Source organism: Streptomyces sp. NPDC020845 (genome assembly GCF_044334165.1).
Classification (GTDB): Bacteria; Actinomycetota; Actinomycetes; order Streptomycetales; family Streptomycetaceae; genus Streptomyces.
Genome location: NZ_JBIRSJ010000007.1, coordinates 566,478 through 593,441, shown reverse-complemented (window position 1 = coordinate 593,441; position 26,964 = coordinate 566,478). Strand labels below are relative to the sequence as shown.

The window sequence follows — 26,964 nt, the reverse complement described above, 5'->3', positions numbered from 1 at the left end:
TTGGAGTGTCGAGTGGGGACATGGCTGTGGGGGGCGGCAGCGCCGAAGTCGGCGGCGGTGCGGTGGAGCGTGGGCGGGGGTGTCACAGAGGGCGTCACAGGGGGCGTCACAGGACGATCCCGCCGTCGATCTGCAGCACGGATCCTGTGATGTACGCGGACTTGTCGGAGGCCAGGAAGGACACGGCCTCCGCGACCTCCTCAGCGGTGCCGAACCGGCCCAGCGGGATGGCCGCCACGGCACGGTCGCGCTGGCTTCCGCTGAGGGCGCCGGTCATGTCGGTGTCGATCATTCCGGGGGCCAAGGCGTTGGCGCGGATGCCGTAGCGGCCAACTTCCTTGGCCAGCGCCCGGGTCATGGCGACCATCCCGGCCTTGGAGGCCGAGTAGTTGCCCTGGCCCGGGTTGCCGTAGACCCCGGACACCGACGAGAGGGTGATGATCGAGCCTGCCTTGCGCTTGACCATCGGGAACAGCACGGCCCGGCAGACGTGGGCCGCCCCGTCCAGGTTGGTGGACACGACCGCCCGCCAGTCCTGGTCGGACATCATCAGCATCGGCTTGTCGCGGGTGATGCCCGCGCTGGCCACGGCGACGCCGACGGGGCCCAGTTCGCGCTCGGTGCGCGCGACCCATTCGCGTACGGCCTCGCCGTCGCTGATGTCCAGGCGCTGGGCGAGGGAGCCGACCCCCAGCTCGGCCAGTTCCTTGCCGAGCTGCCGGGCCGCCTCCTCGTCCGAGCGGTAGCAGAAGCTGATCGCGTAGCCGTCCTGGGCCAGCCGCAGCGCGGCCGCCCGGCCGATGCCCCGGGAACCGCCGCTGACCAGCGCGACCGGCGGGGGCACGGGGGCCTCGGCGGCTACGGCGACCCCCGCGGCCTCGGCGGCCCGAGCGGCCTTGGCGGCAACGGGGTCCGCCGGGGCCGTACCGGGTGGCTGTCCCGCACCGGACGTCGGGGTCGCGCCGCTCATCGGGCACCGCCCAGCAGCCGCAGCACCCCGCAGGCCACCAGGCCCTCGCGGTCCACCGAGGTGATCACGGCGGCCCGACCCGTCGAGGCCGGGTCGGCCCCGGCCGTGACGAGGACCGCGGCGAGCTGGAACGCGGCCTGGGCCGAGGCGGTGTCGCCGATGAGCTCGTGGCACATCCCCCGGGTCGCGGCCTCGCGCCCGAACAGCTCCGTCAGCAGGGCCTGTTCGTGGTCGCCCGCGTCTCCGCTCAGCCCGCCCCCGGACGCCACCCATACCTCGGCCGGGGCGATCCCGGACTCGGCGAGGGCGTGGCGCACGCTCTCCCGCAGGGTGCCGGGCAGATCGCCGCGGACGTCCACCCGTACGTCGATCGCCAGGAGTTCGGCGAGCGCCGGGCGGTCCTCGGGGAGGGTGTCGGCGGGTTCGATCAGCAGCACCGCGCAGCCCTCCCCTAGCGGCGCGGTCTGCTCCTCGTCCGCGCCACGGCTGTGGCGCTCCAGCCAGGAACGGGCCCCGGAGTACTCCTCCACCGCCCCCACCAGCGCCCGCTCGGCCCGGCCCGCGGCCAGCAGCCGGCGGGCGTAGGCGAGGGCGAGCAGCGCGGTCGGACGGCCGCCGGCCACGGTGGTGTTGGGGCCCTTGAGGCCGAAGCGGATGGCGCTGGCCCCGGCCGGGCTGTTCATCAGGGTGTTGGGCATCAGCTGGGCCGGTACGTCGTACGGCTTCTCCCCGAGATACGAGGCCCGGCTGAAGTTCTGCTGGCTGGCCGCGCTGCCCAGGGTGGTGCCGAGGACGAGCGCGGTCCCGGTCCCGCGGGTCACCGGGCGCTCGTCGGCCTCGGCCTCCTCGAACAGCTCGCGTACGGCGGTGACCGCGAGCCCCATGGCCCGGTCCATGGTGCGGGTGCCCGCCCGGCCGAGGATCTGGCGGATGTCGAAACCGGGCACCAGGCAGGCGGCGGCGTCCGGCGTCTGCCAGGCCGCCGGGTCCGGTACGGACTCGGTGGGGCGGCGCCCGGTGATCCCCTCCGCGTACGCCGTACGGCCCATGCCGTACGGAGAGACGGCCGACCAGGCGGTGATGACGGCGCGGTCGGTACGGGCGGGCGGCCGGGTCTCGGTGGTGACCTCCTCGGTGGGTACGGGGGTCATCGCTGGTCCTCCTCATAGCGGCCGAGGACGACGGAGGCGTTGTTGCCGCCGAAGGCCAGGCCGTTGTTGACCACGATCCGCAGCGGTGCCGAGACGGCGTGGTTGGGCACGCAGTCGATGCCGCACTCGGGATCGGTGGAGCGGTGGTTGACGGTGGGCGGGATGAAGCCGTGGGCCAGGGCGACGGCCGAGGCCGCGGCGCCCAGGGCGCTGGCCGCGCCCATGGAGTGGCCGAGCATGGACTTCAGGGCCACGGTGCGCGGCGGCCGGTCGCCGAACAGCTCGCGGATCGCGCGCGTCTCGGTGATGTCGTTGGTCTTGGTGCCCGTGCCGTGCGCGGACACCAGATCGACCTCTTCCGGTTTGATCCCGGCGTCGGCGAGCGCCAGGCCCATGCAGCGGGCGACGCTCTCCTGGTCGGGCGCGGTCGGGTGGTGGGCGTCGCAGTTGAGGCCGTAGCCCAGCAGCTCGGCGTAGATCCGGGCGCCGCGCGCCCGCGCCGACTCCAGGGTCTCCAGCAGCAGGACGCCGGCGCCCTCGGCGGTCAGCAGCCCCTCCCGCTCGGCGTCGAACGGCCGGCACCGGTCGGAGGCGACCAGGCCGAGCCGGGAGAACCCGGCGAAGGTGCGGCGGGCCAGCGCGTCCGACCCGCCGACCAGCGCGTAGTCGGCCTCGCCGAACCGTACGGCGTCGAAGCCGTCGCCGATGGCGTAGTTGCCCGCCGCGCAGGCGGTGCCGAGTACGGAGGGCACCGCCTGCGGGAGCCGCAGTTCACGGACGACGGCCAGCGCCAGCCGGTGGGCCGGCAGCCGCCGTACCGCGGTCGGGTCCAGACCGGCCATGCCCACGGTCAGCTCGGACTCGACGAGCTGGTCGAGCTCCCTGGCCTCGCCGTCGGTGGTGCCGATGGTGACCAGGCCGCGCCGACCGCGCAGTTCCTCCAGGTCGAGCCCGGCGTCCTGGACGGCCAGCCGGGTGGCGGCCACGGAGAACTGGCTGGCCCGGCCGAGCTCTTCGAGCGGGGTGTGGCGGATCCACTCGGCCGGTTCGAAGTCCTTGACCTCGTGGGCCAGTTGGCGGCGGAAGCCGGTGGCGTCGAAGAGAGTGATCTCCCCGGCGCCGCACCGGCCTTCGCGCAGCCCCCTGGTGAACTCGGTGACGCCATTGCCGATGCTGGACAGGACGCCGAGTCCGGTCAGCACCACTCGCTGGGCGGTCATCGCGATTCGGCCCGGGAGAGCACCTCGAGGACGGCCTCGAAGTGGACCATGTTCTCCAGCTCGTCCTGCTCGATGGTGACGCCGAAGGCCACCTCGAGGGCGGACAGCATCTCGATCGCGCACAGCGAGTCGGCACCGTACTCGTCCACGAAGAGCCCGGTGCGGGTCAGCTCCTCGCCGTCCAGGTCGAGGGAGTTGGCGAGGATGTCACGGACCTTGGCCTCGGCGGTGGCGTCGATGGTGATGGCGCTCATTGCGAATTCCTCCGTCGGGAAATTGATGTGCGATGAGGTGGGGGGTTGGGTGGTGCCCTCGGGCGGACCGGCCCGGTTGGGACCGGTCCGCGTCGGTCGGGTATCGGTCGGGTGTGAGCGGGCTAGGCCGCGTCGATCAGGCTCTTCGGGCGCAGATCGGTCCAGGTGCGCTCGACATAGGCCAGGGCCTCCTCACGGCTGGTCTCGGCGAGTACCGCCGTCCAGCCGGCCGGGACCTCGGCGAACGCGGGCCACAGGGAGTGCTGGCCCTCGTGGTTGACCAGGACCAGAAAGGTTCCGGTCTCGTCGTCGAAGGGGTTTGTCATATCCGGATGCTTTCCTCTCTCGCTGCTCGATTTCTGGCATGGGCATCCCTCGGAAGAAATTCACCATTCTCTTCGGGAAGTCTTCTCGGCTAGCCGCCGAGCGCTTCGGAAATGACTTTGGCGATATGGGAGGCGGGCTGTGGGGCCAGCATTCCGTCGTGGTCGGCGTCGACCTCGTGGCGGACGATGGCGCCCTCGATATGCGCCGACCAGAGGTCTTCGGCCGGTGCGGACGGGGCGAGCCCCCGGGTGGCCGCGAAGAACAGCAGCTCCCCGCGGTAGCGGTCCGGCCGGTGGGCCGAGCCCAGGGCGCTGAAGTGGCGGATCACCCCGATGAGATGGCCGAGCTGCGCCTCGTCGAGCTCGGCGAGGGGATTGCCGTCCCGGGCGAGCAGCGCCAGCACCCCGGCGGCGTCCAGCTTGTCCCCGCCCTCGGCGCCGCCCTGCGGATCGAGGCCGCAGCGCAGCAGGATCTGGGCCAGCAGGGCCTGATCGCTCAGGTCCTCCTCCGGGTCGGACTCCGTCGCCGGGAAGCCGTCCAGGTTGGCCAGCAGCGCCACTTCGCGCCCCTGCTTCTGCAATTGGACGGCCATTTCATGGGCGACCAGCGCTCCGAAAGACCATCCAACAATATGGTAAGGGCCATTGGGTTGGATTTCCACCAGTCTCCGGATGTATTCCGCAGCCATTTCCCGTACGGAGGCGGGCTGTTGAGTCGGCGACAGAATTCCGCCCGCCTGGAATCCGTACACGGGAAAATCGGTGAGCGCACCGGCCAGTTCCAGGAACGGCCAGGAGAGCCCGACCCCGCCGTGCACACAGAACAGCGGCGGGCGCGTCCCCTGGGAGCGGATCGGCAGCACCCGGGCGAAGGCGTCGGGCACATCCGGCGCCGAGCCGGCCGCGGTGGCCGCCGTGGCCAGGCCCGCCACCGTCCGGTGCAGGAACACGTCGGCGGGGGTGAGCCCGACGCCCAGCTCACGGGCGCGGCCGACCAGGCGGATGGAGCGGATGGAGTCGCCGCCCAGCTCGAAGAAGCTGTCCTCGGCGCCGACCCGATCCAGGCCCAGTACGTCGGCGAAGGCCTGGCACAGCGTCTGTTCCAGCGGGGTGCGCGGCCCGCGGCCGGTGGCCGCGCGGGGCAGCCCCGGGGCCGGCAGGGCCTTGCGGTCCACCTTCGCGTTGGGCGTCAGCGGCATCCGCTCCAGCTCGGTGAGGAACGCCGGGACCATGTAGTCGGGCACCGCGCCCGCCACATGGGCCCGCAGCTCCGCGAGGTCCAGGCCGGGCTCGCCGCGCGGTACGACGTACGCCGCAAGCCTCGGCTCGCCGGGTGTGTCCTCACGTACCGCCACCGCGGCTTGCGCCACCCGCGGATGGCTCAGCAGCGTGGTCTCGATCTCGCCCAGCTCGATCCGGAAGCCACGCACCTTGACCTGGTGGTCCGCCCGGCCCAGATAGTCGAGCGTGCCGTCCGGCCGCCGCCGCACCAGATCGCCGGTGCGGTACATCCGGGCGCCGGGCACCGGGGAGTACGGGTCGGCGACGAACCGCTGCGCGGTCAGCCCCGGCCGGTCGTGGTAGCCGCGGGCCGGGGACGCCCCGCCGAGGTACAGCTCGCCGGTCACCCCGGCCGGCACCGGCCGCAGCGCCGCGTCCAGGACGTACGCCCGGTTGCCGGCCAGCGGGCGGCCGATGGGCGGGGTGCCCGTGCCGTCCAGCTCGGCGGCGGTGGACCAGATGGTGGTCTCCGTCGGCCCGTACAGATTGGTCACCTTGCGCGCCGCGTCGCGCAGCGCGGTGGCCAGGTCCTGGCCGATCGCCTCGCCACCGGTCAGCGCGTGCACCTCGCGCAGCGCCCCCGGATGCCCGCTGACCAGGGCGTGCCACAGCGTCGGGGTGGCCTGCACGACGGTCGCGCGGGCCTCGACCAGCAGCGCGGCCAGCGCCTGCGGGTCCCGTACGGCCGCGGGCGGGGCCAGCACCAGGGTGGCGCCGGACAGCAGCGGGACGAACAGCTCCAGGTTGGCGATGTCGAAGCCGAAGGTGGTCACCGACACCAGCCGGTCGTCCGCGCCCAGGTCCAGCAGGCGCGAGGTCTCGGCCAGGAAGTTGGCGAAGGCGCCGAGCGGCACGACGACGCCCTTGGGGCGGCCGGTGGAGCCCGAGGTGTAGATGACGTACGCGGTGTGGTCGGCGCTCGGCGCGGCACGGCGCTCATGCGGCCGCAGATCGTCCCCCGGGAGGGCGGCGATCTCCGCCACCGCCTCCGGGTCGTCGAGCAGCAGATGCGGCGCGGCGGCCAGTCCGGGCACCGCCCGCGCCACCTCACGGTCGGTCAGGGCGAGCACCGGCCGGGCGTCCTCGGCCATGTAGCCGATCCGGTCCGCCGGGTAGGCCGGGTCGATGGGCAGATACGCGGCGCCCGACTTGAGCACGGCGAGCGCCGCCACGACCATCTCGGGGGAGCGCGGCAGGGCGATGGCGACCAGCCGGTCGGGGCCCGCGCCGCGCGCGACCAGGGCCCGCGCCAGCCGGTTGGCCCGCTCGTTCAGCTCGCGATAGCTGACCTGATGGCCCTCGAAGAGCAGCGCGGGATGGTCGGGCGTGGCGGCCACCCGGGCCTGGAAGCGCTCGTACAGCGGCGGTTCGGCGGGGTGCGCGGGCGCGCCGTTCCAGTCCACCAGCAGCCGCTCCCGCTCGCCCGGCAGCAGCGCGTCCGTCTCGGCGAGGCGGCCGTCGGGGGCGGCGGTGAGCCGGTCCAGCAGATGGGCCAGGCGGGCGGCCAGCGTGCGGGCGGTCTCCTCGGTGAACAGATCGGCGCTGTACTCCAGGCGCCCGGCGATCCCGCCCGGCGCCCCGGCCTCGGTGTGCTCCTCGGCCAGGTCGAAGGCCAGGTCGAACCGGGCCTTGCCGGTGCGCGCCGCCCCGACCTTCCCTTCCAGCCCCGGCAGTTCCAGCTTCGCCGCCGCGTTGTTCTGGAACGCCAGCATCGTCTGGAACAGCGCGTGCCGGGCCATCGACCGGGCCGGCGACAGGGCGTCCACCAGCCGCTCGAACGGCAGGTCCTGATGGGCGAAGGCGGCCAGCGACGCCGAGCGCACCCGGCCCACCAGCTCCCGGAAGGTCGGATCACCCGACAGATCGCCCCGCAGCACCAGGGTGTTGACGAAGAAGCCGACCAGGTCGTCCAGCGCGTCATCGGTGCGCCCGGCCACCGGGGTGCCGACCGGGATGTCCTCCCCGGCGCCCAGCTTGGACAGCAGCGTGGCCAGCGCGGCCTGCACCACCATGAACAGGCTCGCCCCGCACTCCCTGGCCAGCGCGGCGGCGCGGGCGTGGGTGGCGGCCGGGATGGTGAACTCCACCGTGCCGCCCCGGTAGGAGGGCAGCGCGGGGCGCGGGAAGTCGGTGGGCAGCTCCAGCTCGTCCGGCAGTCCGTCCAGCGTCTCGCGCCAGTACGCCAGCTGCTTGGCGGCCAGGCTTTCCGGGTCGCTCTCGTCGCCCAGCAGCTCGCGCTGCCACAGCGCGTAGTCCGCGTACTGCACCGGCAGCGGGCTCCACCGCGGCTCCTCGCCGCGCAGCCGGGCCGCGTAGGCGCGGTTCAGGTCCCGGGCCAGGGGGGCGTTGGACCAGCCGTCGCCCGCGATGTGGTGGATCACCGTCACCAAGACGTTGTCGTCCTTGCCCAGTGCGAACAACGCAGCCCGGAAAGGCAGTTCTCGGGACAGGTCGAAGCCGCGCGACGCGAACTCGCCGACAGATCGCTCCAGTTCGGTCTCGGTGACATGGTGCACCGGCAGGGTGATCCGCGCCCGGCGGCGGATGCGCTGGTACGGGCCGTCGGCCGCCTCGGGGAAGACGGTGCGCAGCGCCTCGTGGCGCATCACCACATCGCCGAGCGCGGCGCGCAGCGCGGGCCGGTCCACCTTCCCGGTCAGCCGCAGCGTCCACGGCAGGTTGTAGGTGCCGGACGGGCCCTCAAGACGCCCCAGGAACCACATGCGCCGCTGGGCGAACGACAGCGGCAGCCGCTTCGGGCGCGCCGCCGCGGTCAGCGCGGGCCGGGCCGCGTCCGCGCCGGTCAGCCGGGCGGCGAGCGCGGCCGGGGTCGGCGCCTCGAAGACCGTACGCAGCGGAACCTCGACGTCCAGCAGCGACCGCACCCGGCTGATCAGCCGGGTCGCGAGCAGCGAGTGGCCGCCGAGGTCGAAGAAGTCCTCGTCGATGGAGACCTGGTCCAGGCCCAGCACCTCGGCGAACGCCTGGCACAGCAGCTCCTCGCGCGGGGTGCGCGGGCCGCGCCCGGCCGAGGTGGCGATCTCGGGGGCGGGCAGCGCCTTGCGGTCCACCTTGCCGTTGGCGGTCAGCGGCAGGGCGTCCAGCAGCACGAACGCGGACGGCACCATGTACTCCGGCAGCCGCTCTGCGACCGACGCGCGGGCCGCCGCCGGGTCCGCCGTGCCCGCCAGATAGCCGACCAGCCGGCCCTCGCCCCGGGTGTCCTTCGCGACGTTCACCACCGCGTCGGTGACCTGGGGCACGGTGCGCAGCACGGCCTCGATCTCGCCGAGCTCGATGCGATGGCCGCGGATCTTGACCTGGTGGTCGCGCCGCTCCAGGAATTCGAGCCGCCCGTCGGCCCGCCGTACGACCCGGTCCCCGGTGCGGTACATCCGGGCGCCGGGGAGCGGCGAGTACGGGTCCGCGATGAACACGGAGGCGGTGCGGCGCGGGTCGTGCAGATAGCCGCGGCCGACCCCGATCCCGCCGACGTACAGCTCGCCGGGCACCCCGGCGGGCACCGGGCGCAGCCCGTCGTCCAGGACGTACAGGCCGGTGTTGCGGACCGCCGATCCGATCGGGGCCCGTACCCCGGGCACCTCGTCGGCGTCATGGATCACGGCGTGGGTGACATCGTCCGAGCACTCGGTGGGCCCGTACGCGTTGACCAGCGGAATGCCGGGGAAGTACGCGAACCAGCGGCGGCACAGCTCGGCGGGCAGCGCCTCGCCGGTGACCACCAGCCGGCGCAGCCGCGTCAGATCGGGCACCGCCGCGCCCGCGTCCCAGCTGTCCAGGGCGGCCCGCAGCAGCGAGGGCACGACCTCCAGGATGCTGATCCGCTCCGGGCCGACCATCCCGAACAGCTCGGCCGGGTCGGCCGCCGTCCGCTTGGGCACCACGCGCAGCAGACCGCCCACGACCAGCGGGGACAGCATCTGCCACACCGAGATGTCGAAGGTGACGGGCGCGTTGTGCACGACCGTGTCACATGCGGTCAGATCCAGGTCCTCGACCTTGGCGAGGAGGTGGTTGACCATGCCCCGGCGGTGCACCATCGCGCCCTTGGGGCGGCCGGTGGAGCCCGAGGTGAAGATGACATACGCCAGGTCGTCGCCCGCCCCGGCCACGGGTGCGAGGTCACCAAAGGTGTCGCAGTGGCCGTTCACCGTCAGGACGGGCAGCGCGCCGCCCACCTCGGCGGCGAGCGCGGTGTGTTCGGCATCCGTCAGCAGCAGGGCCACCCCCGCGTCCGCGACCAGCGCGGCCGTACGGGCCATCGGCGCCGTGACGTCCAGCGGCACCCACGCCGCGCCCGCGCCCAGCGTGCCGAGCACCGCCGTGACGAACCGGGCCCCGGGCGCGGCGAGCACGCCCACGAGCGAGCCCGGGCCGATGCCACGCCCGGTCAGCTCCCGGGACAGGGCGCTGCCCCGGCCCACCAGCTCGCGGTAGTTCAGGGTCTCCCGGCCGTCGGTGACCGCCGGGGCCTCGGCCTGCTCGCGGGCCAGCGCCCGCACCCGTTCGACCACATCCGCGAACGGGTCCGCGGGCGCCGGGTCGGCGGGCAGATCGAGCACCCGCTCGCGCTCCCCGGGCAGCAGCGCGTCGAGTTGCCCGAAGGGCCGGTCGGGGTGGTCGAGCAGGGTGCGCAGCAGCCCCGTGAGCCGGTCCATCACCGCGGCCGCCTCCTCGGCCGTGTACAGGTCGGGGGCGTAGCCGACGTCCAGCCGCAGCCGCTCGCCGGGCAGCGCCATCAGGCTCAGCGGGTAGTGGGTGGCGTCCTTGGCCTCGAGCCCGGTGATGCGCAGCCCGGGGGCGGGCTCCGCCATCTCGGAGGGGTCGAGCGGATAGTTCTCGAAGACCAGGACGGTGTCGAAGAGTTCCCCGGCGCCGACGGTCTGCTGGATACGGGTGAGGCTCAGATGCTGGTGCGGCAGCAGTCCGGTCTGCCGGTCCTGGAGCGCGGTGAGGATGTCGGCGAACGAGCGGGCCGGGTCCAGGTCGACCCGGACCGGCAGGGTGTTGATGAACAGGCCGACCATCGTCTCGACCCCGGGCAGCCCCGGCGGCCGGCCGGAGACCGTGCCGCCGAAGACCACGTCGCGCAGCCCGGTGAGGGTGGAGAGGGTGGCCGCCCAGGCGCCCTGCACCACGGTGTTCAGGGTCAGGCCCCGGCCGCGCGCCCAGGCGGTGAGCTCGGCGGTGAACGCCGCGGGCAGCTCCACCGCGTGGTGTCCGGGCAGCGCCGCCGCGCGCCCTGCCGCGCCAGGGGCCACCAGGGTCGGCTCGTCGAGCCCGGCGAGCGCCCCGCGCCACGCCTCCTCGGCCGCGGCCCGGTCCTGCCCGGACAGATGCGCCAGATAGGACTTGTACGGGGCGGCGGGGGCGAGAGCCGCCGTGTTCTCGCCGTACAGGGTGAACAGCTCGCGCACGATCAGCGGCATGGACCAGCCGTCGAAGAGCATCTGATGGGCGGTCAGTACGACGCGGTGCGCGCCCTCGCCCAAGTCCATCACGATGAACCGCAGCAGCGGCGGGCGGTGGACGTCGAACCGCCGCACCCGGTCCTCGTCGGTGAGGCGCCGCGCCTCGGCGGCCCGCTCCTCGGGGGCGAGCGAGCGCAGATCGGTCTCGGCCCACGGCACCTCGACGGTGCGCGGGATCAGCTGCACCGGGTCGCCGTTCTTGCGGTAGCGGAAGGCCGCCCGCAGGTTGGGGTGGCGCTGGAGCAGGGCGGTGGCCGCGGCCTTGAGGCGGCCCGCGTCCAGCGGGCCCTCCAGGTCCAGCACCAGCTGGATGGCGTACACGTCAAGATCGGCCTGCTGCTCGTACACCGCGTGGAAGAGCAGCCCTTCCTGCAGCGGGGTCAGCGGCAGGACATCACTGAAATTGGACCGTTTGGGCGGCCGGACGGCACCTCCGTCCGGCGCCCGGCGAGCGGTCTCGCTCGCTGCTTGAATCGGAGTTCCGGTCACCGAGTCTCCTTCGAGGATGCCCCAGGCTTTGGCCCGGGGAGGAATCGAACCCCTGCGAAACAGGGCAAGACCGCCCATATAGTCGGGTAAGCTGTGTGTTGTGCGTTGCGAGAACCAAGCGCGCATACCGCGCTGATCGAGAACCAAGACGGCGCAGCCAGGCTTTGCTCAGCAAACCGGGCAGGTTCCGTCCCGGCTGGTGTTGAGGGAGTAAGACCTTGCAGGCCGCTGGTCTGCGGGGCTTCCTGAGCCAGGAATCCCCCTGCTTTGGCTGGGGGAGGGTTCAAAGGGACCACTCATCCATCTCGTCTTCGAACTCGTCGATCTCGTCCTGGCTCAGCTCCACCAGGTCGACATCGGAAGGGGTGTGCCCGCCCGAATCCGGGCTCTGGGCGTGCAGGGCCAGGGCCTTGAGCGCGCGGAACCAGCCCTCGGCGACGGCTCGCGCGTCGTCCTCCGCCAGGAGCTCGGCGGCCCAGGTCCAGGCGGCGACCAGCCGCGGCCCGTCCGGGCCGTCCTCGGTGAGGGCGTTGAGCCCGAGTACGTGCGGCAGCGGCAGGGACGGGTCCGCACCGGCCGCGACCAGCGCCGCCTCGGGGGCGACGGACCAGTCCTCGGCCACCGGGGCGGGCAGCCGCCCCAGGTAGTTGAAGCCCAGCTGCGGCGGGTCCGCCGCGACCAGCTCGGGCGCGGTGTCCGGGGCGAGGCGGCGCAGCAGACCGTGGCCCAGGCCGTGGTCGGGCACGGCGCGCAGCTGCTCCTTGACCGCCTTGAGGACCAGACCGGCCGCGGGCCCGCCCGACCAGGCTTCGGCCCAGTCGGAGTCGTGCACGAGGTGCGAGCCCACCTCCAGCCGGATCGGGGAGGTGGTGGTGAACCAGCCGACGGTCCGGCTCAGGTCCACCCCCTCCGTGAACTCCTCCCGACCGTGGCCCTCCAGCTCCACCAGTACGGCCGAGCTCTCCTCGCCCCTGCGTCGCCGCCAGTCGGCCACGGCCAGCGCGAGTCCGGCCAGCAGCACGTCGTTGGCCTCGGTGTGGAAGGCGGCCGGGACCTCGGTCAGCAGCGCCGCCGTGGTGTCGGTGTCCAGGGACAGCCGCAGGGTGCGCGCGGTGGCCGTGGTGTCCCGGGCGCGGTCGAGCGGCCGGGTGCCGAGCGGCGGATCGCAGGCGGCCACCACCTCGCGCCAGTACGGCAGTTCGGCGCCGCGGCGCACCGTGCGCGCCTCGGCCGCCAGCAGCCCGGACCAGTGGCGCAGCGAGGTGCCCACCGGCTGGAGCGCCACCGGGGTGCGGTGGGTGACCGCCTCGTACGCCTGGGCCAGGTCGGGCAGCAGGATCCGCCAGGACACCCCGTCGACGACCAGGTGGTGCATCGTCAGCAGCAGCCGCCCGGTGCGCCCGGGGCCCGCGTCGAACCACACCGCCTGGACCATGACGCCCGAGCGCGGGTCGAGCCGGGCCTGGGCCGCGGCGGCCGAGCCGGTCACCGCCTCCGCCCAGGACTCCTCGGGCAGCGAGGCGACACCGACGCGGCTCAGCAGCTCCTTGGCGCGCACCGCGCCGGGCTCGGCGATCCGCAGCGTCCAGCGCCCGGTCGTGCTGTTGGACTCGAGGCGCATCCGCAGCGCGTCATGGTGGTCGAGCAGGGCCTGAAGCGCCGCGGCCAGGGTGGCCTGGGTGGCGCCGGCCGGGGTGTGCACCACGACCGCCTGGTGGAATCCGGCGAACTCCGCGCCCTGGGACAGCTCCTGGAGCCAGTGGACGATCGGGGTGGGTGCCAGGGCGCCGACGCCGTCGTCCGTGCCGAGGACCACCTGTTCGGCGGCGGGCTTGGCCGCGGCGGCGAGCGCCGCCGGGGTGCGGTGGGTGAACACGTCCTGCGCGGTGATCAGCAGCCCGGCCTTACGGGCCCGGCCCACCAGCTGGATCGAGACGATCGAGTCGCCGCCCAAGTCGAAGAAGCTGTCGTCGGCGCCGACCCGCTCCAGGCCCAGTACGTCGGCGAAGACCTGGCACAGCGTCTCCTCCTGCGCGGTGACCGGCGCCCGGCCGGTGGCGCGGGCGGTGAAGTCGGGCGCGGGCAGCGCCTTGCGGTCCAGCTTTCCGTTGCCGGTCAGCGGCAGGGCGTCCAGGGTGACGAAGGCGGCGGGGACCATGTAGTCGGGCAGCCGGTCGGCCAGCCGCTCCCGCAGCCGCGCCGCATCGGGGACCTGGTGCGCCTCGTCCCCGGCCGGTACGACGTATCCGACCAGGCGCTTCTCGCCGGGGCGGTCCGAGCGCACGATCACCGCGGCCTGCGCGATACCGGGGTCCGCGAGCAGGGCGCTCTCGATCTCCCCGGGCTCGATCCGGAAGCCGCGCAGCTTGACCTGGTCGTCCGAGCGGCCGACGTAGTCCAGCGTCCCGTCGGGCAGCCAGCGCACCAGGTCCCCGGTGCGGTACATCCGTGTCCCCGGCTCCCCGTACGGGTCGGCGACGAACCGTTCGGCGGTCAGCCGCGCCCGCCCCAGATAGCCGCGGGCCAGCCCGGCGCCCGCCACGTACAGCTCCCCGGTGACCCCGGCCGGCACCGGCCGCAGCGCCGCGTCCAGCACCCGTACGTGGGTGCCGGGCAGCGGGCGGCCGACGGGCGGTTTGACGGCCCCGGAGAGCGGTTCGCTGAGGGTGGCGCACACGGTGGTCTCGGTGGGCCCGTACGCGTTGATCATCCGGCGCCCGGCCGACCACCGCTCCACCAGCTCGGGCGGGCAGGCCTCGCCCGCTGTGATGACCGTGATCCCCTCGGGCATGGGCAGGTCTTCGGGCCAGGCCGAGAGCACGGTCGGCGGCAGGCAGACCACGTCGATCCGGGCCTCGGCGATCAGCGCGGCGAGCGGTTCGCCGGGCGCCCGGTCCTCCTCGCCGGCCAGCACCAGCACCGCGCCGGTCAGCAGCGAGGTGCAGACCTCCCAGGCCGCGGCGTCGAAGCTGAACGAGGCGAACTGGAGCACCCGGACGCCCTCCCGCACCCCGAACGGCTCGCCCTGCGCGGCCAGCACCGCCACATTGGCGTGCGGTACGACCACGCCCTTGGGGCGGCCGGTGGAGCCCGAGGTGTAGATGACGTACGCGGGGTGCTGGGGCGTCAGCCGCGCCCGCCGGTCGGCGTCCGTCGGGTCGTGCGCGGGGGCCGCGGCAAGCCGGGCGGCGGTCTCGGGCGAGTCCAGCGCGAGGATGCCGGCAGCTGTGCCTGACGGCACGTGGAATGCCCCCGCCCGCTCCACCGTGGTAAGCACCGCGGCCGGCCGGGCGTCTTCGACAACGTAGTCGACGCGGTCCTGCGGATACGCGGGGTCGACGGGCAGATACGCCGCACCCGCCTTGAGCACCGCGAGCACCGCCACCACCGCCTCGACGGTGCGGGGCAGGACCAGCGCGACGGTGTCCTCAGGACCCACGCCGAGGGAGATCAGATGGTGGGCGAGCCGGTTGGCCCGCTCGTCCAGCTCCCCGTACGTGACCGGGCCGACGCCCGTGGCCAGCAGCGCCGTACGGTCCGGGTCCAGCGCCACCCGGGCGGCGAACAGCTCGGGGAGCGTGCCCGCTTCGGGGACCTGGGCGTCGCTGCCGGCCCATGTGCCGAGGAGGTGCGTGGCCTCCTCGGGCAGCAGGGCGTCCAGCCGGCTCAGCGGCCGGTCCGGTTCGGCGGTGGCCTTGCGCAACAGCTCGACCAGCCGCTCGGCGATCACCGCCGCGCTCGCCTCGGTGAACAGGTCGGCGCTGTACTCCAGCTGTCCGCCGATGCCGCCGGACACACCTTCTGTGCTGTGCTCCTCGGTCAGCTCGAAGGCCAGGTCGAAGCGTGCGGTGCCGGTGGGCACCGGGGCCATCGTGGTGATCAGGCCCGGCAGCCCGAAGTCGGCGGGCGCGTTGTTCTGGAAGGCCAGCATCACCTGGAACAGCGGCTGCCGCGACAGCGAGCGGGCCGGGCTGACCGCGTCCACCAGCGCCTCGAAGGGCACGTCCTGGTGGTCGAACGCCGCCAGGTCGGCGGAGCGCGCCCGCCCCACCAGCTCGCGGAAGGTCGGGTCGCCGGACACATCGGTGCGCAGCACCAGCGTGTTGACGAGGAAGCCGACCAGCCCCTCGAGCGCGGCTTCGCCGCGGCCCGCGACGGGTGTGCCCAGCGGGATGTCCTCCCCGGCGCCCAGCTTGGACAGCAGCGCCGCGAGCGCCGCCTGCAGCACCATGAACACACTCGCCCCGGAGGAGCGCGCCAGCGCCACCACGGCCGTGTGCAGCTCGGGCTCCAGGCGGAACTCCACCGTGCCGCCCCGGTAGGAGGGCAGCGCGGGGCGCGGGAAGTCGGTGGGCAGCTCCAGTTCGTCCGGCAGGCCCTCCAGCGCCTCGCGCCAGAACTCCAGCTGCCGCGCGGCCAGGCTGTCCGGGTCCTTCTCGTCGCCCAGCAGCTCGCGCTGCCACAGCGTGTAGTCGGCGTACTGGACCGGCAGCGGCCGGAACGCGGGCGCCCGGCCGCGCAGCCGCGCCGCGTACGCCTCGCGCAGGTCCTGCGCCAGCGGCAGCACCGACCAGCCGTCCCCGGCGATGTGGTGCAGCACCACGAGGAGTACGTGTTCCTCTTCGGCAATCCTGAACAGCTCCGCGCGCAGCGGCAGTTCCGCCGCCAGGTCGAACGGGCGCGCCGCCCGCTCGGCGAGCAGCGACTCCAGCTCGTCCTCGGCCGCCTCGGTCACCGGCAGGCCAGGACGAGCCACCTCGGCGGCCAGGACGACCTGGGTGGCGCGCCCGTCCACCTCGGGGAAGACGGTGCGCAGGCTCTCGTGCCGGGCGACCACGTCGGCCAGCGCCTCGGCCAGCGCCGCCGGGTCAAGCTCGCCGGACAGCCGCAGCGCCCGGGGGAGGTGGTAGGTGGCGCTGCGGTTGTCCAGGTGGCCGAGGAACCACAGCCGCTGCTGTGCGAAGGACAGCGGCAGTTCCGCGGGGCGGTCCGCCGCGACGAGCGCGGGCCGCGCCTGGCCGGCGCCGTCCAGCGCGGCGGCGAGCCGTTCCACGGTGGGCGCGTCGAACAGGGCCTTGATGGGCAGTTCGATGCCGAGCAGCACCCGCAGCCGGCTGATCACCTTGGTGGCGAGCAGCGAGTGGCCGCCGAGCCCGAAGAAGTCGTCGTCGATCGACACCCGCTCCAGGTTCAGCACATCAGCGAACAGCTGGCACAGCACTTCTTCGCGCGGACCCCGCGGGGCGCGGCCCGAACCCGCCGCCGCGGCGGCGAAGTCCGGCTCGGGCAGTGCCTTGCGGTCCACCTTGCCGTTGACGGTCAGCGGCAGGGCGTCCAGGACGACGAAGGCCGCGGGCACCATGTAGTCGGGCAGTGCGCCCGCGACCCGGTCGCGCGCGGCGACCACATCGGCGGTGCCGGACAGGAAGGCCGCCAGCCGGGAGTTGCCCTCGCGGTCCACGGCCACGGTCACCACGGCGTCGATGACGCCGGGCACATCGCGCAGTACGGCCTCGATCTCACCGAGCTCGATGCGATGGCCGCGGATCTTGACCTGGTGGTCGACCCGCTCCAGGAACTCCAGCTGCCCGTCCGGGCGGTGCACCACCCGGTCACCGGTGCGGTACATCCGGGCGCCGAGCACCGGCGAGTACGGGTCGGCGACGAACACGGAGGCGGTGCGGCGCGAATCGTCCAGATAGCCGCGGCCGACCCCGAACCCGCCGACGTACAGCTCGCCCGGCACTCCGGCGGGCACCGGGCGCAGCCCGTCGCCGAGGACGTACAGGCTGGTGTTGCGTACCGCCGAGCCGATCGGCGCCCGCACCGGGCCCAGGTCGTCCTCGGAGCGGATGAAGGCGTGCGTGACGTCGTCCGAGCACTCGGTGGGCCCGTACGCGTTGACCAGCGGCACACCGGGGTAGTGCGCGAGCCAGCGGCGGCACAGGTCGACCGGCAGGGTCTCCCCGGTGACCACCAGATGGCGCAGCGCGGTCAGTTCGGGCCGGGCCGCCCCGGCGTCCCACTCGTCCAGGGCCACCCGCAGCAGCGAGGGCACCACTTCGAGCACGGTGATCCGCTCGGCGTCGGCGAGCGCGAACAGCGTCTGCGGATCGCCGGCCACCTCGCGGGACACCACCCGGGTGCGACCGCCCACGACGAGCGCGGACAGCATCTGCCAGATGGAGATGTCGAAGGTGACGGGCGCGTTGTGGATCACCGAGTCGGCGGCGGTCAGATCCAGGTCCTCGACCTTGGCGAGGAGGTGGTTGACCATGCCGTGGCGGTGGACCATCGCGCCCTTGGGGCGGCCGGTGGAGCCCGAGGTGAAGATCACGTAAGCCAGGTCGTCGCCCTTGCCCGCAACCGGTAGAAGATCCGCCGCAGCATTCCCGGAGCCATCCCCGGACCCTTCCAGTTCGATCACCTGGGGCCAGCTGCCGCAGGCGGCCAGCACCTGATGGGCGAACTCCTCCTGGTCGCGGCCGAACAGCAGCGCCTGCGCCCCGCTGTCGGCCAGCAGCGCGGCCCCGCGGGCGACGGGGGCCCGTACGTCGAGCGGCACCCACGCGGCCCCTGCGCCCAGCACGCCGAGGACCGCGGTCACAAAGGCCGCGCTGGGCCCCGCGGCCAGCGCGACCAGGGAGCCGGTGGAGAGCCCGGAGGTGGTCAGGGTGCGGGAGAGGGCGTCGGCGCGGGTGACCAGCTCGGCGTAGCTCAGCCGGGTCGTGCCGTCGTCGACGGCCACCGCGTGCGGCGCGAGACCGGCCAGCTCCCGTACCCGCTCCACCACGTCCGTGAAGCCGCCGGTGCGCTCGGTGGCGTTCCAGTCGACGAGCAGCCGCTCCCGCTCGGCGGGCAGCGTGACATCGACACGGCCCAGCGGAAGGTCGTCGGCGCCGTGTGCGAAGGACTCGATGGCGGTGAGCAGCCGGTCCTGGTGGGCGGTCAGCTCGGCGTCGGTGTACAGGCTGGGGTTGGCGTCCAGGCGCAGCGTCCAGCCGTCCCCCGGTGCGTCCAGATAGATGATCTGCAGATCGGGCACCGGCCCGGTGGACAGGTTGTGCAGCCGGCCGGTGCAGGCGTCGCCGAAGGTGAAGTCCACTCCGGACTCCAGCACATTGACGGTGGGCCCGTACGTGGTGTCGGCGTCGCCGGTGAAGCCCAGTTCGCGCCGCAGCTCGTCGCCGCGGTACCGCTGGTGGCGGACGGTGGCGCGCAGCTCGGCCGCGGTGTGCCGCAGCAGATCGGCGCGGGTCATCGAGGGGCGCACCGACAGGGCGAGCGGCAGGAAGTTGGCGCGCATCCCGGGCACGGCACGCGCGGTCGCCCCCGTCCTGGCGGGCACCGGCAGGGTCAGCAGCACCTCCCCGTCGCCACTGGCCCGGGCGGCCCAGGCGGCGGTGGCCGCGATCAGCGTGGTGGGCCAGGTCACCCGCGCCTGCCAGGCCAGTTCGCTCAAGCGCGCCACGGTGGCCTCGGGCAGCGGGGCGGTGCGGCGCAGGGTGTGGTGGGCGTGCGCCGGGCGCCGCCGGGACAGCCGGGTGGGCTCGGGGGCGGTGTCGAACCGGCCGGACCAGAACCGCGCGTCGCGGGTGTGGGCGGGCGAGGCGAGGTACGCCTCCTCGTCGGCGAGCAGATCGGCCAGCGGCGGCAGCGCGCCGTGTGCGTCCCCGCCGTCCTCGTACAGAGCGGCGAACCGCTGGTAGAACACCGAGCGGCTGTAGCCGTCCATCTGGATGTGGTTGGCCCGTGCGTAGAGCCGGGTGCGCCGCGGCCCGAGCAGATGCAGCTCGCTGTGGAACGCCTCGGCGCCCAGGGACGACGGGAGCCGCAGGTCCTCGTGCATCCGGTGGCGGGAGGCCGCGTCGGGGTCGGTGGCGGCGCGGTAGTCCCGTACCGCGAGCGTCCGCTCCCCGAGCGGATGGACCGTCTGTACGGGCTCGCCGTCGCGCTCGCCGAACCGGGCCCGTACGCACTCGGTTTCGTGGATCAGCTGCCACCAGGCGCGCTCGAACCGCGCCAGGTCCAGCGGCCCGTCCAGGTCGAGATGGTCGGCCATGGTGTAGACGGGGTTTCCGGGGTCGAGCGCTTGTGCGTACCACATCTCCCGTTGCGCACCGGAGAGCGGTAGCTCGAAAAGGTCGGTCTCTCTCATCGTCAGTGCACTCCTGATGTGACGGCGCCCGGACGGGGAGCCGGCTCCAGCGCGTCCAGGCCGTAGACGTCCTGGACCCAGGTGGGCCGGTAGATGGTGTCCAGGTAGCGGTCGCCGAGATCGGGCGAGATGGCCACGGCGGTGACGTCCTGGCCGGGGCGGTGTTCGGCCAGCCACTTCACGGCGCCGTTGACGACGGTGCCGGTGGAGCCGCCGAACAGGAAGCCGCCGCGGGCCAGGGTGTGACAGGTGCGGATGGTCTCGATCTCGGGGACCAGCACCATGTCGTCGAGGTACCGCTGGTCGAACAGGGCGGGCCGCACTCCGGCGCCCAGGCCCGGGATCATGCGGGGGCCGGCCGGTGTGCCGAAGGTGACCGAGCCGACGCTGTCGATGCCGACGACCGTGACGGGGGAGTTCGGCTGCTCCTTGAAGTAGCGCGCGCAGCCCATCAGGGTGCCCGTGGTGCCCGCCCCGACGAACAGCACTTCCAGGTTGGGGAACTGCTTTTCAATGGCGGGCGCGGTGGTGCGGTAGTGCGCCTTCCAGTTGTTCTGGTTGGCGTGCTGGTTCAGCCAGACGTAACGCGGATCCGTGGTGCAGAGACCGCGTACGAAATCGAGGCGCGCCCCGAGAAAACCGCCGGTGACGGACGGCTCGGTGATGACATGCACCTCGCTGCCGAGGGATTCGATGACCTGCCGGGTCGACAGGTTGGTCCGTGAGTCCACCACGCAGATGAACCGGTAGCCCTTGGCGGCGGCGATCATGCTGAGCGCCATACCGAGGTTTCCCGAAGAGGACTCGACCAGGATCGATTCGGGGCCCAGAAGCCCGCCGCGTTCCGCCGCTTCGATCATGGATGCGGCGGCCTTGAGCTTGATTGAGCCGGCGAAGTTGAACCCCTCGCACTTCAGGTAGAGCGGATAACCGAACATCTCCCGCAGGTCCACGAAGAGGTCTTCTTCGTTGAACTCCTGCGGCGTCGTGATGATGGGCACGAGACCTTCCCCCTGATCGCCGTATCCGTACCGCTGCTCAGTCCCAGCCCACGTCGCCCACGTTGTCGGTGCGGGGCTTGCGGTCCCAGCCGACGCCGGGGTCGTGGGCCGGGGCCAGGTCCCAGCCGACGTCCGTGCGGTCGGCGCCCGCGCTGTCCCAGCCAGCGTCCGGGGCGCCGGCCGCCACGTTGTCCCAGCCCACGCCGGGGTCATGGGCCGGGGCCAGGTCCCAGCCGACGGCGACTTTGTCCCAGCCGACCTCCGGGCCGAACGCGCCGGCTCTGTCCCAGCCGACGCCGGTCCCGGCCGGGGAAGTGGCGAGAATGACGGCTCCGAAAGCGAGCGAGATGAACGCATTCATGCGGGCGGAGGAGTGGTTGATGGCAGGCATGAGTATTCCCTTTTCGCTGAGGATTGGTTACTCTCGAGTTTCGGAAGCGGGAATTCCAGAATGTTTTGAATTCCTGTCCGGTGTTATGAGTCTGTACTGCCGTAGACCCGGTGTCATGTGTTTACGCTGTCAGGGTCCTGCGATGGCCGGAGAATGCCAGGGATTATTTGGGATCTCCCTAGACTTCGCCTCGACGGCCTTCCCATTCCCAGCCCCGGAGTTCATCCTGGGCGAGCAGCCGGTCCACGATACGGACGGCGGTGGCCTCAGCTCGTTCTGCGGAAGTGGCACACAGAAAGAGGACGGTACCGGCGCCATCCAGATCGGTCTCGGCGTAGACGTGCTCGAGACCGTCCTCCGGTTCGGCGGCGGCGTACACCAGTGCTCGTAGCTGCCCTGCGTCCACGATCGTACGGCCGCGCAGCATGCGTCCCATGACGATGTACATGGCCACCTCTCACGGTTCGATGCCGGGCTGCCGAAGGACAGGTGAATTAATCAACTACCGCGCGGTCGCACCCCGTTCGTGCCGTAACATGCAGTGATCGGGACGTAGGGGTGGGTTTCGATCACGCGCGGGGGCGCGCGGGGGGACGAGGGAGTACACACGTGCTGGAGATCCTCGGTGTCAGTTCCGCGGCCGAGAGCGTCTACCGAGCGATGTTGGGCCGGCCCGAACTCGGCATATCAGGCCTGGCCGGACAACTCGGCTGGAGTGAGGAGAAGGTCAGGAGCGCCCTGGACGAACTGGCCGGGCTCTCCTTGGTGCGCGAGTCCGACCAGCGGCCTGGCGGGCTCTTATTAATCAATCCCGAGATCAGCCTGGTGTCTCTGCTGGCGCGCCAAGAGGTGGAACTGACCCAGCGGCAGCAGGAGATCACCTCCGGCAAGCTCGCCATCAGCAAGATCGTCGCCGAATACGTCGACTCCGTCCAGAACAAGCGCCGGGTGGACGTCGAGGAGCTGAACGGCATCGACATGGTCCGGGTCCGGCTCGAGGAGCTGGCCCATGACTGCACCTCCGAGATCATGGAATTCACCACCGGCGGGGGGCAGTCGGCCGAGTCCCGGCAGGCCAGCAGGCCGATCGACCAGGCACTCCTGGAGCGCGGCGTGCGCATGCGCTGTGTCTATCTGGAGAGCGTGATCAACCACCCCCAGACCGTGTCCTATCTGGACTGGCTGACCGGCCTCGGCTGCCGGGTCCGGGTGGTCCCCTCGCTGCCGCTGCGCATGGTCATCTTCGACCGGCAGGCGGCCGTCGTGCCCAGCAACCCCGAGGACACCGCCGTCGGGGCGCTGCTGCTGCGCGGATCCGGGCTGGTCTCCGCCCTGTGCGCGCTGTTCGAACACATCTGGGAGGAGGCCCCGCCGTTCGGGGCCACGCGCCGGCGCGACGAGGACACCGGGCTCACCAGCCAGGCCCGCGCCGTGCTGAGCCTGCTGGCCCAGGGCCACACCGACGAGGTGGTGGCCCGCAAGATGGGCATCTCCGTACGGACCGCCCGCCGGATCACCGCGGAACTGATGACCCAGCTCGGCGCCCGCAGCCGTTTCCAGGCCGGGGTGATCGCCGGCGAGCGGGGCTGGCTGCAGGGCAGCGCGGACGGGTCCTCGGAACCGGAGTGACCGGCGGGCGGCCGCCATGGTCAGCGCACGGCGGCCGTGCGGAAGGTCCGCAGGGCCACCGGGATCAGTACGGCGATCAGCGCACCCACCGTGATGGCCGAGACCAGCACCGGATGCTCCATCGGCAGGCTCCCGCCCGAAGAGGCGGGGGCGTTGCCCCACAGCACCCGGCAGGCCTCGGACACCGTGCTGACCGGGTTCCACTCCACCACCGTGCGCAGCCAGCCGGGCAGCCCGGACAGCGGCATGAAGGAGTTGGACATGAACGAGAGGATGACCAGGGCCAGGGCCGAGATGCCGTTGATGGCCTCCATGTTGCGCAGCACCATCCCCAGCAGCGCGCCCAGCCACAGCATCGCGTACGCGAAGGCGAGCAGCAGCGCGAAGCCGCCCGCGATGGGCAGCAGCCCCGCATCGGTGCGCCAGCCGACCAGCAGACCGATCCCGCCCACCGCGACCATGCTGATCGCCACCGGGGCGAGATCGGCCGCGGTGTGGCTGACCAGCACCGATGACCGGGCCATCGGCAGCGAACGGAATCGGTCGATCAGCCCCTTGCCCATGTCCGAGGCCACTCCCAGCGCGGTGATGCCGATGCAGGTGAGCCCGATCTGGGCGAAGACCCCGGCCATGACGTAGTCGTGGTACTCGACCCCGCCACTGTCCTTGATCGTGATGACGCTGGCGAACAGATAGCCCAGGATCACCACCATGGCCACCGGCGTCAGGGCCACCGCGATCAGCTTCTCGGGTGTTCTGCGCAGATGCCGCAGATGCCGCCCGGTGAGGGCCAGCACATCTCCGACAGCCGCGAAGCGGCCCCCCGCCGCAGCCGTCCCGGCCGCCCCCGCACCCAGCTCGGCCGGTCCCGTCACGCTGCTCATGACCCGTCCTCCGCCGTGGTTGTGGGGTTCTCGCCAGACTTGTTCGGATCCGGCTTGCTCTCCCCGGTGAGATGGAAGAACACGTCGTCGAGCGAGGGGCGGCGCAGCGCGAAGTCCACGACATCGGCCCCGCAGCCCTCCAGCGCGGCCGCGGCGGCCGCGATGGAGCCCATCCTGTCCGCCAGTTGGACGGAAATCCGGTGGCTCGTCTCGTCCACGGTGGGGCTGGCGCCGGCCACCGGACCCAGCGCGGAAAGCGCCGCGGGCAGGTCCTCGGCGGTGGCCACGGCCACCTCGAGCCACTCCCCGCCGACCTTCTGCTTGAGCTCGTCCGGAGTGCCCTCGGCCAGGGTGCGGCCGGCGGCGAAGACCATGATCCGGTCGGCCAGGAAGTCCGCCTCCTCCAGATACTGCGTGGTCAGCAGCATGGTCACGCCCTGGGCGACCTGCTCCCGCACCATCTTCCACAGCACCATCCGGCTGGCCGGGTCGAGCCCGGTCGTCGGCTCGTCGAGGAACAGCACGGTCGGCGAGGCGATCAGACAGGCCGCCAGGTCCAGCCGGCGCCGCATCCCGCCCGAGTAGGTGCGCACCGGACGGTCGGCCGCCCCGGTGAGCTCGAACGCCGTCAGCAACTCCTCCGCCCGCTGCCGCGCCCGTCTGCGGCCAAGGCGCAGCAGGGTGCCCAGCAGGACCAGGTTCTCCCGGCCGGTCAGCAGCTCGTCGACCGCGGCGTACTGGCCCGCCAGGCCGATCCTCCGGCGCACCTCGCGCTGTTCGCGTACGACGTCGAAGCCCGCGACCCGGGCGCTGCCGGAGTCCGGTTCCAGCAGCGTGGCCAGCATGCGGATGGTGGTGGTCTTGCCCGCCCCGTTGTGCCCGAGCAGTCCGAGTACGGTTCCGGACCGCACTTCGAGATCAACTCCGGCGAGCGCCTGGTGATTTCCATAGCGTTTTCCAAGATTCTCTGCCGCGATGGCGATATCCACGAATCCCCCTCTCCCAGCTTTCCCTTTCGATGGAAATCCGAATTCCCTTCGAAACATGGGAGTTCGGGTATCAAGCTGCTGGGAAATGTAGCAGCGGAATCGCCTGCCTGGTGCCCGATATGTCCGGATCCTGGTGGCAGTACTCTGCAGGCGCAGCTTGCTGCAAGCTCCACGGGCTCCATGGCCCCTGCGCAGCGCCTAGCGTTTTGGTCAATCCCCCACGGCCTCCGCGGCTACGGGGCAAACGCCGCTGACCGCAGGAGAGGTAATGGCACGTCATCGAAATTTCGCCGCCGCGCTCGGTGACTGGAGCGCCCGCCATCGAAAGACGGCCGTCTTCGGCTGGCTGATCCTGGTCGTCCTGGTCACCGTCGTGGGCGGCGCCGCAGGACAGAAGACCTTGACCAACGCCGACTACGGGACGGGGGACTCCGGTCGGGCCGAGCGTATCCTCCAGGACGCCGACCTGGCACCGCCCGCCGCGGAGCTGGTCCTGGTCCACAGCGACAAACTCACCGCCGGCGACGCCGAGTTCCAGGGCGCCGTCACCGCCACGGTGAACGCGCTCAAGGAAACCGGGCTGGTCAAGAACCTGCACGACCCGAACACCACGCATGTGGTCTCGCAGGACAAGCACTCGGCCCTCATCCAGTACGACGTCAAGGGCGACCCGGACACCGCGGCCGACCGCATCCAGCCCGTCATTGACGCCGTCGAGAAGACAGACAAGGCCCATGAAGCGGTGACGCTCGGCCAGTACGGCGCCGCCACCGGCCTCAAGGGCATCAACGACAGCCTCGGCGAGGACTTCGCACGGGCCGAGATGACCGCGCTCCCGGTCGCCCTCGGCATCCTGCTGATCGTCTTCGGCGCCTTCGTGGCCGCCGTGCTGCCGGTGCTGCTCGCCGCAACCGCCTGCGTCGGCGCCATGGGCCTGCTGGCCCTGACCAGCCAGGTAGTGCCGGTCGACGGCATGACCAGCTCCGTGATGTTCCTCATGGGCCTGGCCGTCGGGGTTGATTACTGTTTGTTCTATCTGCGCCGGGAGCGGGAGGAGCGGGCCGCCGGGCGGGACAAGGAATCCGCCCTGCACATCGCCGCCGCCACCTCCGGACACTCGGTGCTGATCTCCGGCATCACCGTCGTGGTCGCCATGGCCGGTATGTTCCTGTCCGGGCTGACCGTGTTCAAGGGCTTCGCCTTCGCCACCATCGAGGTCGTCCTGATCGCGGTCATCGGCTCCATGACCGTACTGCCCGCCATGATGGCCATGCTCGGCGACCGGGTGGAGAAGGGCCGTATCCCCTTCATCGCCCGCCGCCGCCAGGCCCGCGCCGCGGCCGCCGCGGCCGTCGGCGGCCGTCGTACCAACGCCCTGCTGCGCGGGGTGCTCGCCCGGCCCGGTGTCTTCGCCGTCCTGGGCGCCGCACTGCTGCTCGCCCTGGCCGCGCCGGCCCTGGGCATGAAGACCGAGAAGCTGGGCACCGACAAGCTGCTGCCCGCCGACAACCCGATGGTGTCCATCTCGACACAGATCGGAAAGGAGTTCCCCGGCGCCCCCGCCCCGGCCGGAGTGGTGATCAAGTCCAACGACATCGACTCCCCGCAGGTCACCCAGGCCATCGCCGACTTCAAGAAGGCGGCGCTCGCCTCCGGGCAGACCGGTAAGCAGATCGACGTCACGGTGCACGCCAAGCAGAACATCGCCGAGATCAGCGTCCCGCTGATCGGCAACGGCACCGACGCCACCTCCAAGAAGGCCCTCAAGGAACTGCGCGACACCCTGATCCCCGACACTCTCGGCAAGGTCTCGGACACCACCACGCTCGTCCGCGGTGACCTGGCCTTCTCCGAGGACTACAACGACCAGCTCAAGAGCAGCATCGTCCCGGTCTTCGCCTTCGTGATGGGCGTGACCTTCCTGCTGATGCTGGTGTCCTTCCGGTCCCCGGTCATCGCGCTGACCTCGATCGTCCTCAACCTGCTGTCGGTGGGCGCCGCGTACGGCGTGATGACCGCCGTCTTCCAGCACGGCTGGGGCGCCTCCCTGGTCGGCACCGAGGCGCCGGGCGCCCTGGAGTCCTGGATGCCGCTGTTCGTGTTCGTGGTGCTCTTCGGGCTCTCGATGGACTACCACGTGTTCGTGGTCTCCCGGATCCGCGAGGCCTACGACCGCGGCGCCACCACCCGGGACGCCATCGCCCACGGCATCCGCTCCACCGCCGGGGTGGTCACCAGCGCCGGCCTGATCATGGTCGCCGTGTTCGCGGTCTTCGGCACCCTGGCCATGCAGGACTTCAAGCAGCTGGGCGTGGGCCTGGCGGTGGCCGTCCTGCTCGACGCCACGGTCGTCCGGGCGATCCTGCTGCCCTCCGTGATGGCCCTGCTGGGCCGGGCGAACTGGGCCGCACCCGGCTTCCTCCGCAAGTCCCGCCCCGCCGAGGCCGGCTACAGCGGCCCCAGCCACGTGGCGGCGCGCGACACCCAGGGCGTGCCGGTCACGTACTGAACCACACCCCTGAGTGAAAGTGACATCGACACATTCCGCACCACGAAACGTACAGAGGTACTGAGGTGACGACAGCGGGCGGGGGGGGCGGCACCCCCCCCCCCCCCCCCCCCCCCCCCCCCCCCAAACCCCCCCCCCCCCCCCCCCCCCCCCCCCCCCCCCCCCCCCCCCCGCGGCCGCCCCCCCCCCCCCCACCCCCCCCCCCCCCCCCCCCCCCCCG

At 72.4% G+C, this 26,964-nt stretch carries 14 protein-coding genes; 2 read left to right on the top strand and 12 right to left on the bottom strand.

Translation table 11 applies throughout. The features are described from left to right. Nucleotides 1-106: 106 nt before the first annotated feature. From fabG to ACH4U7_RS21075, 10 genes are all read right to left on the bottom strand, one after another. Nucleotides 107-970: a 3-oxoacyl-ACP reductase FabG gene (fabG, locus tag ACH4U7_RS21120; protein ID WP_398529379.1), complete on the bottom strand. Its 864-nt coding sequence runs from the start codon at nucleotides 968-970 to the stop codon at nucleotides 107-109. After that, on the bottom strand, nucleotides 967-2,121 hold the full coding sequence (locus ACH4U7_RS21115; protein ID WP_398529378.1) for a beta-ketoacyl synthase N-terminal-like domain-containing protein: 1,155 nt from the start codon (nucleotides 2,119-2,121) through the stop codon (nucleotides 967-969). Before ACH4U7_RS21115 ends, fabG begins: the two co-directional genes overlap by 4 nt. Next, nucleotides 2,118-3,341: a beta-ketoacyl-[acyl-carrier-protein] synthase family protein gene (locus ACH4U7_RS21110; RefSeq protein WP_385611403.1), complete on the bottom strand. Its 1,224-nt coding sequence runs from the start codon at nucleotides 3,339-3,341 to the stop codon at nucleotides 2,118-2,120. Before ACH4U7_RS21110 ends, ACH4U7_RS21115 begins: the two co-directional genes overlap by 4 nt. Next, nucleotides 3,338-3,595, bottom strand: coding sequence for an acyl carrier protein (locus ACH4U7_RS21105; RefSeq protein WP_089512909.1), 258 nt, complete (start codon nucleotides 3,593-3,595; stop codon nucleotides 3,338-3,340). Before ACH4U7_RS21105 ends, ACH4U7_RS21110 begins: the two co-directional genes overlap by 4 nt. Before the next feature lie 122 nt (nucleotides 3,596-3,717). Further along, nucleotides 3,718-3,921, bottom strand: a complete 204-nt coding sequence (locus ACH4U7_RS21100) for an MbtH family protein (protein ID WP_014179368.1) — start codon at nucleotides 3,919-3,921, stop codon at nucleotides 3,718-3,720. An 89-nt stretch (nucleotides 3,922-4,010) separates the two neighbouring features. Then, nucleotides 4,011-11,183, bottom strand: a complete 7,173-nt coding sequence (locus ACH4U7_RS21095) for an amino acid adenylation domain-containing protein (protein WP_398529377.1) — start codon at nucleotides 11,181-11,183, stop codon at nucleotides 4,011-4,013. 283 nt (nucleotides 11,184-11,466) lie between these two features. After that, nucleotides 11,467-19,341: an amino acid adenylation domain-containing protein gene (locus tag ACH4U7_RS21090; RefSeq protein ID WP_398529376.1), complete on the bottom strand. Its 7,875-nt coding sequence runs from the start codon at nucleotides 19,339-19,341 to the stop codon at nucleotides 11,467-11,469. Nucleotides 19,342-19,343: 2 nt separating this feature from the next. Further along, a complete protein-coding gene (gene sbnA / locus ACH4U7_RS21085; RefSeq protein WP_398529375.1) occupies nucleotides 19,344-20,342 on the bottom strand; it encodes a 2,3-diaminopropionate biosynthesis protein SbnA in 999 nt (332 codons plus the stop codon). Between the two features lie 37 nt (nucleotides 20,343-20,379). Next, a complete protein-coding gene (locus ACH4U7_RS21080) occupies nucleotides 20,380-20,733 on the bottom strand; it encodes a hypothetical protein (protein WP_398529374.1) in 354 nt (117 codons plus the stop codon). A gap of 178 nt (nucleotides 20,734-20,911) precedes the next feature. Next, a complete protein-coding gene (locus ACH4U7_RS21075; RefSeq protein ID WP_398529373.1) occupies nucleotides 20,912-21,181 on the bottom strand; it encodes a hypothetical protein in 270 nt (89 codons plus the stop codon). A 161-nt stretch (nucleotides 21,182-21,342) separates the two neighbouring features. Between ACH4U7_RS21075 and ACH4U7_RS21070 the strand changes: the two genes are divergently transcribed. Beyond that, the gene (locus tag ACH4U7_RS21070; RefSeq protein WP_398529372.1) at nucleotides 21,343-22,362 is read left to right on the top strand and encodes a LuxR C-terminal-related transcriptional regulator; all 1,020 of its coding nucleotides are present in this window, start codon (nucleotides 21,343-21,345) and stop codon (nucleotides 22,360-22,362) included. A gap of 20 nt (nucleotides 22,363-22,382) precedes the next feature. Here the strand turns inward: ACH4U7_RS21070 and ACH4U7_RS21065 are convergent, their stop codons facing one another. Together ACH4U7_RS21065 and ACH4U7_RS21060 are read right to left on the bottom strand one after the other, a co-directional pair. After that, on the bottom strand, nucleotides 22,383-23,246 hold the full coding sequence (locus ACH4U7_RS21065; protein WP_398529371.1) for an ABC transporter permease: 864 nt from the start codon (nucleotides 23,244-23,246) through the stop codon (nucleotides 22,383-22,385). After that, nucleotides 23,243-24,235, bottom strand: coding sequence for an ATP-binding cassette domain-containing protein (locus tag ACH4U7_RS21060; RefSeq protein ID WP_398529370.1), 993 nt, complete (start codon nucleotides 24,233-24,235; stop codon nucleotides 23,243-23,245). The genes ACH4U7_RS21065 and ACH4U7_RS21060 overlap by 4 nt, the downstream gene beginning before the upstream one ends. 268 nt (nucleotides 24,236-24,503) lie before the next feature. On the opposite strand from ACH4U7_RS21060, the gene ACH4U7_RS21055 reads away from it, so the two are divergent. Beyond that, nucleotides 24,504-26,744 (top strand): MMPL family transporter, encoded by a 2,241-nt coding sequence (locus ACH4U7_RS21055; RefSeq protein ID WP_398529369.1) that lies wholly within the window; start codon nucleotides 24,504-24,506, stop codon nucleotides 26,742-26,744. The last annotated feature ends 220 nt before the right edge of the window (nucleotides 26,745-26,964 follow it).

Bases quoted from the DNA above. Each gene is read 5' to 3' on its own strand.
- ACH4U7_RS21110 (WP_385611403.1), bottom strand. From the start codon at position 3,341: ATGACCGCCCAGCGAGTGGTGCTGACCGGACTCGGCGTCCTGTCCAGC.
- ACH4U7_RS21075 (WP_398529373.1), bottom strand. From the start codon at position 21,181: ATGTACATCGTCATGGGACGCATGCTGCGCGGCCGTACGATCGTGGAC.
- ACH4U7_RS21065 (WP_398529371.1), bottom strand. From the start codon at position 23,246: ATGAGCAGCGTGACGGGACCGGCCGAGCTGGGTGCGGGGGCGGCCGGG.
- ACH4U7_RS21080 (WP_398529374.1), bottom strand. From the start codon at position 20,733: ATGCCTGCCATCAACCACTCCTCCGCCCGCATGAATGCGTTCATCTCG.
- ACH4U7_RS21115 (WP_398529378.1), bottom strand. From the start codon at position 2,121: ATGACCCCCGTACCCACCGAGGAGGTCACCACCGAGACCCGGCCGCCC.
- ACH4U7_RS21100 (WP_014179368.1), bottom strand. From the start codon at position 3,921: ATGACAAACCCCTTCGACGACGAGACCGGAACCTTTCTGGTCCTGGTC.
- ACH4U7_RS21055 (WP_398529369.1), top strand. From the start codon at position 24,504: ATGGCACGTCATCGAAATTTCGCCGCCGCGCTCGGTGACTGGAGCGCC.
- ACH4U7_RS21105 (WP_089512909.1), bottom strand. From the start codon at position 3,595: ATGAGCGCCATCACCATCGACGCCACCGCCGAGGCCAAGGTCCGTGAC.
- ACH4U7_RS21090 (WP_398529376.1), bottom strand. From the start codon at position 19,341: ATGAGAGAGACCGACCTTTTCGAGCTACCGCTCTCCGGTGCGCAACGG.
- fabG (WP_398529379.1), bottom strand. From the start codon at position 970: ATGAGCGGCGCGACCCCGACGTCCGGTGCGGGACAGCCACCCGGTACG.